This window comes from Pseudoalteromonas sp. MSK9-3, from assembly GCF_003590335.1.
In the GTDB taxonomy this organism is placed as follows: Bacteria; Pseudomonadota; Gammaproteobacteria; order Enterobacterales; family Alteromonadaceae; genus Pseudoalteromonas.
The window spans coordinates 44,566-61,266 of sequence record NZ_MIET01000030.1 but is presented as its reverse complement, the minus strand read 5'-3'; the positions used below and the strand labels follow the sequence as shown (position 1 = coordinate 61,266).

The 16,701-nt window shown below is 41.9% G+C and carries 19 protein-coding genes; 1 reads left to right on the top strand and 18 read right to left on the bottom strand.

The window, feature by feature from the left end; all coding sequences use genetic code 11:
- The first annotated feature begins 7 nt into the window (after positions 1-7).
- Complete coding sequence (locus BGP78_RS13400; RefSeq protein ID WP_119861841.1) at positions 8-304, top strand: EscU/YscU/HrcU family type III secretion system export apparatus switch protein; 297 nt, start codon at positions 8-10, stop codon at positions 302-304.
- On the opposite strand, the gene BGP78_RS13395 is transcribed toward BGP78_RS13400, so the two are convergent.
- From BGP78_RS13395 to fliN, 18 genes are all read right to left on the bottom strand, one after another.
- Positions 305-679, bottom strand: coding sequence for a DUF2802 domain-containing protein (locus BGP78_RS13395; protein WP_171044265.1), 375 nt, complete (start codon positions 677-679; stop codon positions 305-307).
- Positions 680-736: 57 nt separating this feature from the next.
- Positions 737-1,234, bottom strand: a complete 498-nt coding sequence (locus tag BGP78_RS13390) for a chemotaxis protein CheW (RefSeq protein WP_119861839.1) — start codon at positions 1,232-1,234, stop codon at positions 737-739.
- A gap of 24 nt (positions 1,235-1,258) precedes the next feature.
- Complete coding sequence (locus BGP78_RS13385; protein ID WP_119861838.1) at positions 1,259-2,053, bottom strand: chemotaxis protein CheW; 795 nt, start codon at positions 2,051-2,053, stop codon at positions 1,259-1,261.
- Between the two features lie 8 nt (positions 2,054-2,061).
- Positions 2,062-2,832 carry a ParA family protein gene (locus BGP78_RS13380; RefSeq protein WP_119861837.1) on the bottom strand — a complete coding sequence of 257 codons (771 nt, stop codon included), beginning with the start codon at positions 2,830-2,832 and terminating at the stop codon, positions 2,062-2,064.
- An 83-nt stretch (positions 2,833-2,915) separates the two neighbouring features.
- Positions 2,916-4,061 (bottom strand): chemotaxis response regulator protein-glutamate methylesterase, encoded by a 1,146-nt coding sequence (locus tag BGP78_RS13375; protein WP_119861836.1) that lies wholly within the window; start codon positions 4,059-4,061, stop codon positions 2,916-2,918.
- A gap of 83 nt (positions 4,062-4,144) precedes the next feature.
- A complete protein-coding gene (locus BGP78_RS13370; protein ID WP_119861835.1) occupies positions 4,145-6,334 on the bottom strand; it encodes a chemotaxis protein CheA in 2,190 nt (729 codons plus the stop codon).
- 15 nt (positions 6,335-6,349) lie between these two features.
- Positions 6,350-7,132, bottom strand: a complete 783-nt coding sequence (locus BGP78_RS13365) for a protein phosphatase CheZ (protein ID WP_119861834.1) — start codon at positions 7,130-7,132, stop codon at positions 6,350-6,352.
- A 19-nt stretch (positions 7,133-7,151) separates the two neighbouring features.
- Positions 7,152-7,535, bottom strand: a complete 384-nt coding sequence (gene cheY, locus BGP78_RS13360) for a chemotaxis response regulator CheY (protein ID WP_010364893.1) — start codon at positions 7,533-7,535, stop codon at positions 7,152-7,154.
- 38 nt (positions 7,536-7,573) lie between these two features.
- On the bottom strand, positions 7,574-8,284 hold the full coding sequence (locus tag BGP78_RS13355; protein ID WP_119861986.1) for an RNA polymerase sigma factor FliA: 711 nt from the start codon (positions 8,282-8,284) through the stop codon (positions 7,574-7,576).
- Positions 8,285-8,310: 26 nt separating this feature from the next.
- Positions 8,311-9,171, bottom strand: coding sequence for a MinD/ParA family protein (locus BGP78_RS13350; protein ID WP_119861833.1), 861 nt, complete (start codon positions 9,169-9,171; stop codon positions 8,311-8,313).
- A complete protein-coding gene (gene flhF, locus BGP78_RS13345; protein WP_119861832.1) occupies positions 9,164-10,687 on the bottom strand; it encodes a flagellar biosynthesis protein FlhF in 1,524 nt (507 codons plus the stop codon). The genes BGP78_RS13350 and flhF overlap by 8 nt, the downstream gene beginning before the upstream one ends.
- A gap of 21 nt (positions 10,688-10,708) precedes the next feature.
- Positions 10,709-12,808, bottom strand: coding sequence for a flagellar biosynthesis protein FlhA (gene flhA, locus BGP78_RS13340; RefSeq protein WP_119861831.1), 2,100 nt, complete (start codon positions 12,806-12,808; stop codon positions 10,709-10,711).
- 157 nt (positions 12,809-12,965) lie between these two features.
- Positions 12,966-14,096 carry a flagellar biosynthesis protein FlhB gene (gene flhB / locus BGP78_RS13335; RefSeq protein ID WP_119861830.1) on the bottom strand — a complete coding sequence of 377 codons (1,131 nt, stop codon included), beginning with the start codon at positions 14,094-14,096 and terminating at the stop codon, positions 12,966-12,968.
- 3 nt (positions 14,097-14,099) lie between these two features.
- A complete protein-coding gene (gene fliR, locus BGP78_RS13330; protein WP_119861829.1) occupies positions 14,100-14,879 on the bottom strand; it encodes a flagellar biosynthetic protein FliR in 780 nt (259 codons plus the stop codon).
- Between the two features lies 1 nt (position 14,880).
- Positions 14,881-15,150, bottom strand: a complete 270-nt coding sequence (fliQ, locus tag BGP78_RS13325) for a flagellar biosynthesis protein FliQ (protein ID WP_010364908.1) — start codon at positions 15,148-15,150, stop codon at positions 14,881-14,883.
- 1 nt (position 15,151) lies between these two features.
- Entirely contained in the window at positions 15,152-15,892 is a 741-nt protein-coding gene (gene fliP / locus BGP78_RS13320) for a flagellar type III secretion system pore protein FliP (protein WP_119861828.1), read from the bottom strand.
- Positions 15,885-16,289 (bottom strand): flagellar biosynthetic protein FliO, encoded by a 405-nt coding sequence (fliO, locus tag BGP78_RS13315; protein ID WP_119861827.1) that lies wholly within the window; start codon positions 16,287-16,289, stop codon positions 15,885-15,887. The genes fliP and fliO overlap by 8 nt, the downstream gene beginning before the upstream one ends.
- A complete protein-coding gene (gene fliN, locus BGP78_RS13310) occupies positions 16,286-16,684 on the bottom strand; it encodes a flagellar motor switch protein FliN (RefSeq protein ID WP_119861826.1) in 399 nt (132 codons plus the stop codon). Before fliN ends, fliO begins: the two co-directional genes overlap by 4 nt.
- Positions 16,685-16,701: the final 17 nt, after the last annotated feature.

Genomic DNA, 16,701 nt, shown 5'->3' with positions numbered 1-16,701 from the left:
AGCTAGTATGGAACAAAAAACAGCAATAGGCCTATTATATGAAGCCGGAAAGTCACCACTCGTTGCCTGCAAAGGGTTTGGTGAACTTGCCGACGAGATAATTGCGCTCGCTGAAGAGAAAGGCATTATGCTGCATCAAGATGCAACCCTAGCTAACACGCTCAGTAAGCTAGATTTAAATCAGGAGATCCCTCCAGAGCTCTATTATGTCATTGCTGAGTTAATTGCTTTTTCGTATGTTTTAAGGGGAAAGTTCCCCCCTGGATGGAGCGGCTTTAATAGCAAACTTGATATTAAAGCCTGATCATGACGATTTGTTATGCAAAGACATGAGCAGTTCGGCTTCTGCACGAGGCAATTCACATTCACGCATGATCTCTTCAATGTCAGCACCCAGCTCTACCATTTTTACAGCACGTGAATAGATTTTAGCATCTGGATCATCATACTTTTGAGCAGCTTGCTGCTGTGCGATATCTTTGGCGTAATTCTCACATGCAACCAGTCGTTGACCTATACTCAGTAAACCAGACCTAAGCTCAGCAATTTCACTACGTAAAATAGCAGTTTGGTTTTCGCTCTGCTGCAAGTGTTCGCGTAACACCTTGTGTTTTTGTTCATTCTGTTGATTTTTTTTGGTAAGCACAAAAATAAACCCCAAGCAGACTAGCGACAGCATACTTGAGGTTATTGAGACAAACAGTAAAACCAAATTATTATTTACTACTTCCACTATTTATATATGGCTCACTTCATCCCACTCATCATCATTGAGCAGTTTATTAAGGTCAACCAAGATCAACAACTCACCTTCGCGGTTAGATACACCTTGGATAAATTTAGCACTTTCTTCAGTACCAATGTTTGGCGCACTATCAATCTCTGAACTGCGCAAGTATACAACTTCCGCAACACTGTCGACCAAAATACCAATAACTTGCTTTTCAGCTTCAATAATTACAATACGCGAATTATCAGTAACCTCTGCACTCATTAGTCCAAAGCGCGCTCTAGTGTCAATAACGGTAACAACATTACCACGCAGATTAATAATGCCCAGTACGTAGCTTGGTGCGCCTGGTACGGGTGCTATTTCAGTGTAACGTAACACTTCTTGTACTTGCATTACATTAATGCCGTACGTTTCGTCTTCAAGTTTATACGTTACCCATTGAAGAACTTCATCGTTACTATCAGCATTCTTGTCTGCAGAAAGTAGTCTATCTTGGCTCATGGTTTTACTCCATAAAGATCTTAGTTACTGCTCTCGACTATCGAGGCCTTGCTCAAGCAAGCGGTTCAAATTATCGACGTCTATTAAGGCGCACATTTTCTTCTTAATAACTCCCGCCAACCATGGTCGTTTACTGTCGCTTGTACGCCATTTTACATCATCTGGTTGCAAGGTTATATTATTAACTAGGCTCTCTGCCAATAAGCCCCATGGACTATCGCCCAGAGTTATCAAATACTGATAATCTAAACGCTCCTCAAGCTCTGCTGTAAACTTTTCGGGCATAACCCACCGTGCAGTGTCTACAACATTTAACTTTTCTTCTCGGTTTAACATCACCCCTTTAAACCATTTAGGCTTGCCAAACAACTGGTTTATTTCACCTAACTGGTGAATTCCGCCTAATGATTTTAACGGAACTGCAAGTGTTAACCCTGCAACTTCAAAAAATAGCGCCTGAAATTCATCTTCACCATACGCTTCTCGTGCACTAACGGATTGATTTACCGTTTCTGTTGCTTCTTTGATAATAGTATTATTTTCTGTTATCTCAAGATTTTTTGCTTGTAGCTCAACGATATCTTGAGGTTCCTCTACAACATCTATCGACTCAGAAACATCTACAATATGCGTTTTGACCTCTAATTCAGGTGCTACCGCTTCGGCTTCAATATCCGTAACTACTTCATCAACACTTTGTACTTGCTCTAATAATTTAGCAACAGGTGCCAACTCTTCTTCTTGAAGAGGCTCCTCAGTCAACAAAGCACCTAAATACTGCTTCATTACTTTTTCATTAGCAAACAAATGCTTACTCATTAATACCTCTATTTAGCCTGTTGCAAATGCTCTAATAATGCTTGGTATGCAAACACCCCGCGAGACTTAGGACAAAATTCTACAGGTACCTTCTGCGCAAGGCTAGCATCTCGAAACTTAGTATCCACAGGAATAACTCCAGGCCAAACATACTCTTTATAGTTTGCAAGTAACGACTTATACGCCTCTAACGATGCTTTTGTTCTTTTATCGTACATGGTCGGAACTATCGTATATTGATAATCTTTAGACTGCGAACTTTGCATCAATTCCATCGTTCGCATCATGCGGTCCAGCCCTTTCAATGCCAAAAACTCTGTTTGCACAGGAATTAAAATACGTTCACTGGCTGCTAAGGCATTCACCATCAAAACCCCTAACACAGGTGGACAATCTAAAATTGCATAATCATAGTGTTCGCTAATTTTCGCTAACGTTTTTTTCAGGACAAGACCCATACCAGTCCTGTTTCCCATACTTCTATCGAGTGTCGCAATTGCCATCGTTGCTGGCAAAATATCTAAATTATCAATTGTTGATGGACATAAGGCCTGCAAAATCTCTTCGCTTTGCATTGCTGCACCACGAGCAAAAATATCATAAACACTCACTTCTAACTCTTCGGAATCAATACCAAAATAGTAAGTTAATGAAGCATGAGGATCAGTGTCAATAAGTAATACCCGCTTTCCTTGCAACGCTAATATGCCACCTAAGCTCACAGCAGTGGTTGTTTTCCCTACTCCACCTTTTTGATTTGCGACTGTCCAGATCTTCACTATTTATGTCTATTCCTAAACGCGATGTCTATTCATTATGAATCTATCATCTAAACCTTTATTAGGGTACTCAAAAATATCGACTAACAGCCAACTTCTTTTGTAACACGTGTCGCTACATCCTGAAGTGCTAAGCTTTCAGTCGATAAACCGGCATTTGCAACCGCTTGGGGCATTCCATAAACAACACAGGTTTTTTCGTCCTGCGCCCAGATAGTCGCGCCAGCTTGTTTTAGCATTCTCGCACCATCTCGTCCATCAGCTCCCATACCGGTTAACACAACCGCCAGCACATCGCCTTGATACGCTTTCGCTGCACTTGCAAATGTGATATCAACACTCGGTTTGTAGGTGATCCGAGGGCTATCGTCTTCAAAAACTTTTAGCGTTTTTGATCCACCACGTGCCTCAACCATCATCTGTTGTCCACCTGGAGCTAAATAAGCAACACCGGGCACTAATCTGTCCCCATTTTTTGCTTCTTGTACTTTTATTTTGCACAAGCTGTCTAGCCTACCAGCAAAAGCTGGTGTAAACGCAGCAGGCATATGTTGGATAAGTAAAATGGGGTGAGGGAAGTTAGCTGGAAGTTGTGTCAAAATAGTCTGTAATGCAACTGGACCGCCAGTAGAAGTCCCAATAGCAACCAACTGATAACGTTTTCCTGATGCTTTTACGCTTGCTGCACTAGAGCTTGAAACCGGCGCTGTACGATTAAAGCTGCGATCAGGTTGTGGCACTGATGGCTTTACTTGCCGTGTATTAAGACGACTCGTGGTATCACTCACTGGAGCGCGTGTTGCAGTCATAGAAGGTGCCATACGCGGCATTCTTCTACGACCAATCTCTTTTACTTTTGTTTGCAGTGACTTAATCGCCTCTTCGCTATTTCGTGCGATATCTTCAAACTTTTTAGGTAAGAAATCCACAGCCCCAGCGTCTAATGCATCTAGTGTCGCCCCCGCTCCTTCTCTTGTTAGAGAAGAAAACATTAAGATTGGCGTCGGGTTGGCCTTCATGATTTCTTTTACAGCACTGATCCCGTCCATCACAGGCATTTCAACATCCATAGTGATAACATCAGGTCGTAATTTTGCTGCTTTTTCGACAGCATCTTGGCCATTCACTGCAAAGTCAATGACTTTTATGTCGCTGTCTTTTTCTAAAATTTCACTGACTCGACGACGAAAAAAGCTCGAGTCGTCAACTACTAATACTTTAACTGCCATTGGCACGCTCATTTTTTATGCGGATCTGAAAAGTGGTGCCGAGCACCACTTCAATCAATTTAACTATAATTTACCAAATTGGGCTATTGCCCAGCATAATACTTCAACATATTTGGCACATCTAAGATTAGGGCAATCCCGCCATCAGAAGTAATTGTTGCCCCCGCCATTCCTGGCGTACCTTGTAGTAGTTGGTCTAAAGGTTTTATAACAACCTCCTCTTGACCAATTAAAGAGTCAACAACAAAGCCTACTTGTTGAGTTCCTATTTGAACAATAACAACGTGGCCTTCTGCTTTTCTTGTTGTTGTATCGGCACCTTTTACTAACCAATGCTCTAAGTAAAACAATGGAATGGCTTTTTGACGAACAATAATAGTCAGCTGCCCATCAACGATATTTGTCTTGGTTAAGTCTAAATGGAAGATTTCACTCACGCCAGCTAATGGTAAAGCGAACGTTTGCTCACCAACCACCACCATTAACGTCGGTAATATAGCCAAAGTAAGCGGTACTTTAATTTCTAAAATTGTACCAACACCTAATTCAGACTGTATATTTACAGAACCATTTAGCTGAGTAATTTTCGTCTTTACAACGTCCATTCCAACGCCACGACCTGAAATATCCGATATTTCTTCTTTAGTCGAAAAGCCCGGTGCAAAAATTAAATTATACGCTTCGGTGTCAGATAAACGGCTCGCTTGGTCTGAGTCTATGACTCCTTTACCAATGGCTATTTTCTTAAGCTTCTCAGGATCCATCCCAGCACCATCATCTCTGATGGTCAATAAGATATGATCCCCTTCTTGAGAGGCAGAAAGTGTCACAGTACCCGTTCTTGATTTATTGCCTGCTTCACGCACATCTGGCATTTCAATACCATGGTCAACTGAGTTTCTCACTAAGTGGACAAGTGGGTCTGCTAGAGCTTCAACCAAGTTTTTATCTAAATCTGTCTCTTCACCTTCTAAAATCAAGTTAATGTCTTTTTTCAGGCTTCGTGCTAAATCTCGAACTACGCGTGGAAAGCGACCGAATACTTTCTTAATTGGCTGCATGCGGGTTTTCATTACCGCACCCTGTAAATCCGCGGTAACCACATCCAAATTCGATATCGCCTTACCCATAGTTTCACTATTGGTATTATTTGCAAGGCTAACAAGTCTGTTACGAACAAGTACCAATTCGCCGACCATATTCATGATTTGGTCTAAACGTTTAGTATCTACACGAACTGTTGTTTCAGCCTGAGTGGCTGCAGGCTTCTTAGCTGCAGGCGCTTTTGCTGGCGACGCTTCCGCTTTTTTAGGCGCAGGTTTGGCTACAGGCTTCGGGGCTGGAGCTGGTTTAGGAGCCGGAGGTGGAGTAGCCGCCTTTGGTGGCTCAGGTTTTGGCGCTGGCGCACTTGGTTTAGCAGGAGCCTCAGCCTCTTTAGAACGAGGGGCACCACCTTTACCGTGTAGTTCGTCTAACAATGCTTCAAAATCATCGTCATTTATTTCATCATCATCTGCGGCAGTTGCACTTGGTGAAGCGGGTGCTGGCGGAGCTGATTGTTCTGCCTCTATATTACCGAAACTACCAACGCCGTGTAATTCATCAAGTAAACTGTCAAACTCATCATCGCTTATATCTCCATCGCTACTGGCAGCAGCAGGTGTTGCAGGCGTAGAGGGTGCTGTAACTGCAGGGCCTTGCCCTGAGCCATGTAACTCATCTAATAAGTTTTCGAACTCATCTTCTGATATTTCATCAATGCCGCCATCTGTAGTAGCCGGCGCAGCAGGCGCTATGTCTGCATCAAACAAAACATCATCAGCAGGCGCTGGCGCTTCAACAGGCTCAGGTTCAGCAGCCGCTACGGGCGCTTCATCTTCTGATTCAGGGCGACTTAATTGGTGTAATGTTTCCAGCAGTTGTGGATCAGCCGGTTCTGGTTTTTCGCGATTTTGAATATGACCAAACATTTCATTAATGGTATCTAATGACTGTAAAATCACATCCATTAGCTCTGAGCTAACACTGCGCTGACCTTGCCTAAGCACGTCAAACACGTTTTCAGCACCATGACAGGCGTCAACCAATTCGGTCATGCTCAAAAAGCCAGCACCACCTTTTACGGTATGAAAACCACGGAAAATTGCGTTCAATAACTCTTTATCTTCAGGGTTATTTTCTAGCTCGACTAATTGCTCAGACAGCAGCTCTAAAATTTCCCCAGCTTCAACAAGAAAGTCTTGTAAGATATCTTCATCGACTTCAAAGCTCATGTACATACTCTCCTATTAGAAGCCTAAACTAGACAATAAATCATCGACTTCATCCTGCCCAGACACTACATCATCACGCGTATCAGCGTCTAATATAGGACCCTCTGGACCAGAAATCGCATCTATATCTATTTCAGTTGTTTGAACAGCTACATCATCTGTAACAAGGTTACTTTCCTGATTCGGCTGCTCATCAGTTGTACCAAAAACGGTAAGCATATGGATAAGGTTATCTTCAACTTCCCTGACAAGTTCAATAACACGGCGAATAACTTGGCCGGTTAAATCTTGATAATCTTGTGCCATTAGCACGTTAGTCATCAGGCTCTGTAGCTCATCAGTTCGAGTTTGAGAGCCCTGCATAAAGCGGTCTAGGTCATGACATAACGTCTTAAACTCACCAAGCTGAATATCTCGGCTCATAAGACGGTCCCAAGTAGGCTTTATTTGTGATATGTCATCACCCAATTGTTGCGCTAAAGGCAAACTAGCCTCTATCGCATCCATTGTTTTATTCGCCGCATTCTCCGTCATTTCCATGACGTAGTTTAAACGTTGTTTAGCATCCGGAATGGCTTCAGTCGTCAAATCAGAAAGACGAGTGTCGAGTTCGAAACTTTTTAAAGACTCATGCAACTGTCGGGTTAATTTCCCAACCTCCGCGAACAACTCGGACTGTTCTTTATTTGCAGCATCCAGAATAAGCTGGTCTGCTTTTTCTTGCTCACCTTGCTCCAAGTACACAACAAGTTGCTTCGCTTGTTCAAGGGTGATTTGAGGCACAGAAGGCGTTGACATAAGCCTCTCCTTCTTATTATTAACCTAAACGTTCAAACACTTTTTCTAGCTTAGTTTTCAGTGTTCCTGCAGTAAATGGCTTAACAATGTATCCATTCACACCAGCTTGCGCCGCAGCAACAATCTGCTCTTTCTTAGCTTCAGCAGTTACCATAAGAACTGGGATATGCTTCAAGCTGTCATCTGCACGGATTGCACGCAAGAGATCGATGCCTTGCATCCCCGGCATGTTCCAGTCGGTTACCACAAAATCAAACTCTTGATTTTGCAGCATAGGAAGCGCAGTACTTCCATCATCGGCTTCCTGTACATTTGTAAAGCCCAAGTCCCTAAGTAAGTTTTTGATTATTCTCCTCATTGTAGAAAAATCATCAACCACGAGAATTTTCATGTTTTTATCCAAAACATCCTCCAGTGAGGTTTCAACCTATTATTTTTACTCTAATTGACCCAGTCATTGATTTTAGCTTTGAGCTTTATCATTGCCTGCCCATGTATTTGGCTAACACGAGATTCACTTACATCAAGTATCTGGCCGATTTCTTTTAAATTCATCTCATCGTTGTAATACAGAGACAATACTAACCCATCTCTTTCTGGCAGCGATTGTATCGCTGAAAGCAACGATTCGTTAAAACGTTCATTTTTAACGTTATTAAAGGGTTTGTCTAGCGATAAATCATGGTTTGCAGGAGTTATAGCGTCTTCGTCGACGCCTAAGTCCTCTATACCAATAATCTTACTCGCATTTACATCATGTAGAATATGATGGTACTCATCTAGCGTAATATCAAGTTTTTCAGCGATTTCAGTGTCTTTTGGTTCTCGCCCAAGCTCAGATTCGAGAAAAGATATCGCTTCAGCCACCGTTCTGCTATTTTTATGAACAGATCTCGGTGCCCAATCACCACGGCGGATCTCATCAAGCATAGCGCCTCGGATCCGAATTCCGGCAAATGTTTCAAAACTCGCACCTTTGCTGGCATCAAAATTCTTTGATGCTTCGATAAGACCAATCATACCAGATTGAATTAAATCATCTAATTGGATATTTGCAGGCAAACGTGCCAGCAAGTGACACGCTACCTTTTTTACAAGTGATGCATGGCGCTCTACCACCATACTCAAGTGTTCTGTCGTTTGATACCCCATCGCTTTACCCACCGATGATGCCATAATTACCCATTGACAAGTTGTTCAATAAAAAACTCTAAATGACCTGATGGCTGATGTGGTATAGGCCACTTGACGGCCTTGCTTGCCAAACCACGAAATGCAACCGCAGCTGGAGATTTTGGAAATAGTTCAACAATTGTTTTTTGACGACGCGAAGATTTTCGCATATTTTCGTCATAAGGGACCGTTGCAACTAACTCAAGTGCCACATCTAAGAATCTATCCGTCACTTTTGACAGTTTAGCAAACAATTCTTGCCCTTCTCTTAAACTTCGCACCATATTGGCAACTATTTTAAATTTGTAAACGCCGTGCTCTCTGCTCAACACTTTAATTAGTGCATAGGCATCAGTTATTGATGTAGGTTCATCACATACCACCACCATCACATCTTGGGCAGCTCTAGAAAAGCTCAGAACCATATCTGAAATACCCGCTGCTGTATCTACAATGAGTATATCAAACTCGGTATTTAGCTCACTAAAAGCACGAATTAGCCCTGCATGTTCAGCGGGAGTTAGCTCAACCATATTTTGCGAGCCAGATGTAGCAGGCACAATTTTGATGCCCGCAGGCCCTTCAACCAGAATTTCATCTAGCTCACATTCACCCGAAAGCACATGTGATAAGTTCTTTTCAACACGCAAACCTAACATCACATCACAGTTTGCTAAGCCTAAATCGGCATCTAAAACCAGTACTCTACTACCTTGTTGGCCTAGCGCTATAGCTGTGTTCAACGACACATTGGTTTTCCCAACACCCCCCTTACCTCCGGTAACGGCAATGACTTTTACACCATGGTTATTATTTTGATTCATCCTACGCAGGCCACTTGCTTGATCTAAAACTGTGTTAATCATACATTCCTACTGTCTGAGACGCCACTGCTTCACGCCTTGAATGTTGTGCTTTTATTCTCTTTAAATACAATTGCTCAGCTTTTTTGACTAACTTTTGAGCATTTGCCACTCGAATGTCTTCAGGCACTCGTTGACCATTGGTAAGATACCCTATTGGCAAGCGATTTTGAATCGCAATACTAATAATCTCACCTAAACTTAGACATTCATCAAGTTTTGTGAAAATACAACCACTTAAATTCACTTTTTGGAAGTGACGCACTGACTCTTGCAGTACATGCATCTGAGACGTGGCACTCAACACTAAATAACTTCTAATATCTACACGTGCGCTGCGCATTAACGTATTCAATTGCTCTGTTAAACGCAAGTCTCTCTGACTCATGCCCGCAGTGTCTATTAATACTAGACGCTTATTACGTAAATGATATAAAACTTCTGCTAATTCATTAGCATCTTTTACCTGCTTTACCGGACAACCTATGATGCGGCCATACGTCGCAAGTTGTTCATACGCCCCAATTCTATATGTATCCGTTGTAATTAAAGCAACTTTATCAGCGCCATATTTCTGAGCCCCTAACGCTGCAAGCTTCGCTACCGTCGTTGTTTTCCCTACACCTGTAGGGCCAACTAGCGCATAAACTCCACCTTGACGTAAAATATCATTGTTTGTTGTATGCATCTGGTTTACAACCATGCTCAATAACGCATTCCACGCCTCTTTTCGAGAAACATCATCAGGTATAAAACATGCCATTTGCTCAGCAACTTCAGCATCGATCCCCATGCCTTGGAGTCGGTCAATTAAGCAGGCTCTTGTTGGATCTCTACGCGCCATATCTTGCTGCATTAAACCTGAAACCTGATGTTCTAACAATTGACGAATTGCATTCATCTCTTCACGCATAGATGTCATTTCATCCGGTTTAGCAGCAGTATTGGCTTTCGTCATATCGTCGCCAAATCCAGAGTCAAGTTCGTCATCAAACTGCCAATCTGAACTGTCAGAATGCATTCTCGCTGAAATATCATCTTGTCGAGGTTGTGCCTGCTTTTGCGGCGTATGTCTAGCGTAATTTTGCTGCTCGACGCGAGATTGGGTAGGCGCATATTGCTCATGTGTACTTGCTTGTTTATTAAATACTTGTTCTGTATCAATTCCTGATTGAGAAAACATAGAAGCAAGCTCAGGAGAACGAGGACGAGGGGCCTGACGCTCCAATAGCGCTTGTAAACTATCAGCGACCTCTGCTTGTGGCTCAGGGCGAGCGCGTTGAGGCTCAGGTCGCACAACTCTTGATGCTTGTGATTGCGGTTTTATAGAAGCCGTAGGGGCTTGCAGTGACGCTTCCGGTTGTTTAACCACCTCTCGGTCATTATCTACAGCTGCAACTATCTCAACACCATCTGCCAATTTTTTATTGGACATGATCACTGCATCAACGCCAAGTTCTTCTTTGACTTCTTTTAATGCTGTACGCATATCTTTAGCAAAAAAACGTTTAATTTTCATGTTACAACCCCTTGAGTCCTATTATTGTCCAACTGAGCTCACAATCTTGATTTGTCTTTCATCTGGTACTTCCTGATATGACATCACTCGAAGTCCAGGTATTGTATGTTTCACAAATCTTGAGAGCACACTTCTCAACATACCTGAGGTTAATAAAATTGACGGGTCACCTAACATTTCTTGCGTTTGATGCGCTTCTCTTAACGATTCTTGAAGCCGCTCCGCAAGGCCTGGTTCGATACCTGCCCCTTCATCACCTGCGTTCTGAAGTGACTGATGCAACATCTGTTCCAACTCAGGCGCCAATGTTATGACAGGGATTTCTTCAGCACCCCCAACTGCATCCTGAATAATCAATCGACGCAGTGCAATCCTCACTGCAGCCGTTAATACATCAGGGTCTTGGCTTCTTGGGCCATACTCAACTAGGGTCTGTACAATTGAACGCATATCCCGAATTGCCACGCCTTCATTTAGTAAATTTTGCAGGACTTTTACGATAGTTGTTAAAGGCAAAATATCTGGCACTAGCCCTTCGACTAGTCGAGGGTGGGTTTTTGCTAATATATCTAACAAGTTTTGAACTTCTTCATGACCTAATAATAAAGACGCATTATTTGTCAGTAATTGGCTAATGTGGGTCGCGACGACTGTCGCAGCATCGACTACAGTGTAACCTAATGAATGGGCTTCATCTTTTTGGTCTGGTTTTATCCAAACAGCCTCTAAGCCAAATGCAGGGTCAGTTGTGGCAACACCATTGATAGGTCCAAATACTTGGCCTGGATTAATTGCTAACTCATCACCATGCTTTAGTTCGCCATCCCCAGAACCCACTCCCATTAAAGTAATATTATAGGCATTGGGATCCAGCTCTAAGTTATCTCTAATATGAACTGGTGGTACCAAGAAACCAAGCTCTTGAGAGAGCTTCTTACGAACACCTTTAATACGACTCAGTAACTCACCTCCTTGCGCTTGGTCTACTAATGGAATTAAACGGTAGCCCACTTCTAAGCCAATGACATCGACAGGTTGTACATCATCCCAGCCTAACTCTTTTTGGTCTTGTTTACGTGCCGCAACATCACCACCTTTAGCCTCTTCCGCTTTTTTTTCTTCTTCAGCTTTGGTTTTTTGTGTTTGTGTATAATATGCAAGGTACCCTAATAGTGCACCTAGACTTAAAAACGCGACATGTGGCATACCAGGTACCAACCCCATCACAATTAAAATAGCCGCTGCGATAGAAAGTGATTTTTCATTTCCTAGCTGAGATTTAAATTGGTCTCCCATATTGTGAGATTCGTTTTGCCTAGTTACAACAATCGCCGTACCAATAGAAAGCAACAGAGAGGGTAGCTGGGCAACTAAGCCATCACCAATTGTTAATAAAGTATAGACCTCCATCGCTCGACCAAAAGAAAGGTCGTGCTGGATCATCCCGACGAAAAGGCCACCTATAATATTAATCGCTAAGATCACAATACCCGCTATTGCATCACCTTTAACAAACTTACTCGCACCATCCATAGAGCCATAAAAGTCGGCTTCTCGGGTTACTTCATCTCGCCTTGCACGTGCTTCATCCGCACTAATAAACCCTGCATTTAAGTCAGCATCAATGGCCATTTGTTTACCTGGCATAGCATCGAGCGTAAAGCGAGCTGACACTTCAGATATACGCCCTGCACCTTTTGTAATTACCACAAAATTAATAATAATAAGAATTAAAAATACAACTAAGCCAACGGCGTAATTTCCACCAATGACCACCGAGCCGAATGCTTCAATTACCTTACCGGCTGCGTCTCCACCGTTATGGCCTTCCAACAATACTACGCGAGTACTTGCTACATTGAGTGCGAGTCGCATGATCGTGGCAATCAACAAAACAGCTGGAAACATGCCAAATTCAAGTGGCTTCATTGTGTACACAGTCACAAGTAAAACGACGAGTGCTAAGGCTATATTGAAGGAAAAAAGAATATCCAATAAGAATGGGGGTAGAGGTAATATTACCATGCCCAGTGCAGCCAATACCATTAGAGGGGTTCCTACGCCTTTGGCGTATTCTTTTTTATCTCTATTGATTTGCTGTAAAACCGCTTTAAAATCCATCGCTTACTGACTACAAAAATTTGACACTGACTAGTTAAAGCAAGTTACGCGCCATATCGTTCATGAATACAGTCTTGCGTTCTTAGAATCATCCTTACTTTTTAATAAATATGCTGTTCATGACTTCCTCACATGTATTAGAGACAAGAAAGTAGTATTAGTGTTTTAATTCGTTAGGAATAGGCAAGTCATCACTCAAACCGGTGGGGCGCTTTCCACGACCTTTTTGGAAGCGCTTTAATTGAAAAACATACGCTAAAACTTGTGCCACCGCCGTAAATAGTTGATCGGGTATTTGATGTCCCACTTCTGTTGTATGATACAAAGAACGTGTTAAAACCGGAGATTCAACAATAGGTACCTCATTACCTATGGCGACTTTTCTAATTTGCATCGCGAGTTCATCTACCCCTTTAGCAATGACAATAGGGGCTCCTGCCTTTTCGGTATCGTACTTTAACGCAACTGAATAGTGTGTCGGGTTAGTCACAATCACATCAGCATCAGGGACATCTTGCATCATTCTGCGCTGTGACATTTCTCGCTGTGTCCGCCTTATACGCGCTTTTATTTGCGGATCACCTTCGGAGTTCTTATATTCATCTTTTACTTCTTGAAGCGTCATTTTAAGCTGTTTATGATGATTGTAGCTTTGGTAAGGGGCGTCAATTGCAGAAATAATGATAAGCGTGCAGCTCAACGCTAAAAACATCCACGCTAAAATCTCCAACGCATGAACAATACTACTTGGTATTTGCTCAACACTGAGATGAAGTATCTCATAAAAAAACGTATTGATGAGAAATATGGCAAAACCAGCTACAAGTACAAATTTCAACAGAGCCTTAATTAGTTCAATACCCGCTTGGGGCCCCAGAATTCGTTTAATTCCCTTCGCTGGTGACATTTTACTTGCCTTGGGAGCGGCCGCTTGCCAACTAAAATTAAAACCGCCTAATAACGTATTACCAATAAAAGCAGCGATAACAATTATAAAAACAAACATAGACATCGGAAAAATTAATTCAGAGAACATTTCACCCCAAATTGAAAACATCTTTGTTGTATCATATGTTTCGTTCCGATTGAGCGTTAATGCACGGCCCATAATATTATATAGACCTTTACCAATCTCAGGCCCATACATAAGCAGCGAAATTGCCGAAAAAATCAGAACAAAAGTAGTCCCTAATTCTTTCGAGCGAGCTACTTGACCTTTTTTTCGAGACTCTTCAATTTTTTTCCCTGTAGGCTCTTCTGTTTTTTCTTGACCTGAATCTTCTGCCATACACTACACCGAGCACCCAATTAAGTTACACATTAATTCAACTGTTTTCAGCCACTGAAACTCATATTGCACAATAAAATTACCCAGCGTAGCCCATATAATTGTCAAACCTGCTACTAGAGTAAACGCAAAGCCAACGGCAAATATATTCATCTGTGGTGCCGCTCGGGTCATAATACCAAATGAGATATTAATCACGAGCATCGCAGTTAACGGTGCTAACGATAAAGCTAACGCAGTTGTGAACATCCATCCGCCCCAATTCACTATTTGCCAATAATTATCAACTACCCACCATTGCCCATTAATCGGAAAAGTTTCAAAGCTATATACCACCATCTGTAACATCATCAAATGGCCATTAAATACAAAAAACAAAAGAGTCGCCAAAATAAGATAAAATTGACCAACGGCTGGCACACTCAAACCATTTGCAGGGTCAACAACAGACGCAAAACCTAAACCTGTCTGCATTGCCAGTATCTGCCCCGCGATAATAAAAGTGTTCAGCAACAACAAAGATGCAAAGCCTATAGAAATCCCAATGATCATTTGCTGGATGACGACAAAAATCATAGACAATGAAAATAGCTCGGTAAACTGAGAAGGAGGTAATACCGGTACTACGGCAAAGGTTACTGTTACTGAAAGTCCCAACTTTATTCTAGTTGGCACCGTTTGGGCTCCTAGTCCTGCCATGACCATAATCATCGAGCTAATTCGTACTAGCGGTAATAGAAAATCACTTAACCATTGAATGATAATTGCAAAAGGAAACTCCATATTAACCTGCAATTTCAGGGATCAGTAATACTATGCCTTTAAAGTAGTCCATTAGCTCTTGGGTAAGCCAATGACCACCGGCGATAAGAGCTAAAATCGTTATGATTAATCGAGGTAAAAAACTTAACGTCTGTTCATTAATTGACGTCGCAGCTTGAAACACTGCGACGACTATGCCAATCGTTAACCCCGGAAGTACAATTGCCGCAACAAGTTTAATCACTAAGAATAATGCATCACTTAATATATCAACAAATACTTCAGGTTCCATATCAGGTCCCCAAACCAAAGCTACGCGCGAGAGTCCCCATCACCAGACCCCATCCATCAACGAGTACAAAAAGCATAATTTTAAAAGGGAGTGAAACAATCATTGGCGATAACATCATCATACCCATTGCCATCAATACACTCGCTACCACTAAATCAACGATCAAGAATGGAATAAAAAACATAAAACCAATAATAAACGCAGTTTGTAACTCACTGGTCACAAAAGCAGGAATAATGACTATAAACGGTGTGTCTTCTGGTGCATTTAGCTTATCGTAACCAGCAATTTTCGCGAATGTCTCTAAATCCTTTATCCGGGTCTGTGACAACATAAATGTTTTTATCGGTTCTTTTGCTTGCGTTAATGCCTGAATCGAAGTCATCTCTTCATTCAAGTAAGGTGTGACCGCTCTATCATTTATCTGACTAAAAATGGGTGCCATAATAAAAAACGTTAAAAATAGTGACATACCTAGCAGAATCTGATTAGAAGGGGACTGTTGCAGACCAATCGCCTGACGTAAAATAGCCAAAACAATAATAATTCGCGTAAATGACGTCATCATAATCACAGCGGCTGGTATGAAACTCATCGCTGTCATTATTGCCAGTACTTGCAATGTTACAGAGTACTCTTGAGAACCATCTGGATTGGTCGTAATACTCAAAGCATCAATACCTTCAGCTGCAACATGAGGTGAAATCATCAGCAAAAGCGCGATAAAGAATAATCTAATCATCAGAAGTGTTCTTATTATTTTTATGGTTCATTGTTAAAAAGCGGCTGAGCTCTTTGGCAAAAGCGGGGGCTGTTTGTACTTCTAGGGAGGTATCTAACTGATGTAAGTAATTGATATTTTGTGGAGTTACTCCTAGTAGTAATTGCTTACCGTCAATTTCTACAACAAGTAAACGCTCTTTCGTACCAAGCGGCAAGCTTCTAACAACTTTAAAGTCACTATTATTCCCAATATTTGGATTCAGCTTTTTTAAAAAAAAGCCTAAACCAATTATCAACAATACAACCATAAGTAAAGACAAGGCCACTGATACGAGTTCAGAGCTTAGACCTACGGTCTGTGTGGAAGATAAAGCCACACAGGGAAATAAGCCAAATAAGAATAGCAGTCTGTTCATCGTAGCTTTTTGATACGTTCTACTTGGCTGATCACATCCGTTAAACGAATACCAAACTTATCGTTTACCACAACCACTTCACCATGCGCAATCAAAGTACCATTTACCAATACATCCAACGGCTCACCTGCAACGCGGTCTAATTCAACCACAGACCCTTGGTTGAGCTGCAATAAGTTTCTGATATTTATCTTTGAACGACCCACTTCCATAGAGATGGTTACGGGGATATCTAAAATAGTATCAAGCTTTCTAGTTTCATCAGCCGATAAACTACCTGACGCATCTGTTAGTTCATCAAGTTCAGCTAACTCGGGTTCACCACCTTGCTCGGTATCATCGGCTTCAGCTAACGCGGCAGCCCACTCATCCATTGTATCTTGATCATCACTCATACTATTTAAACCTTTAT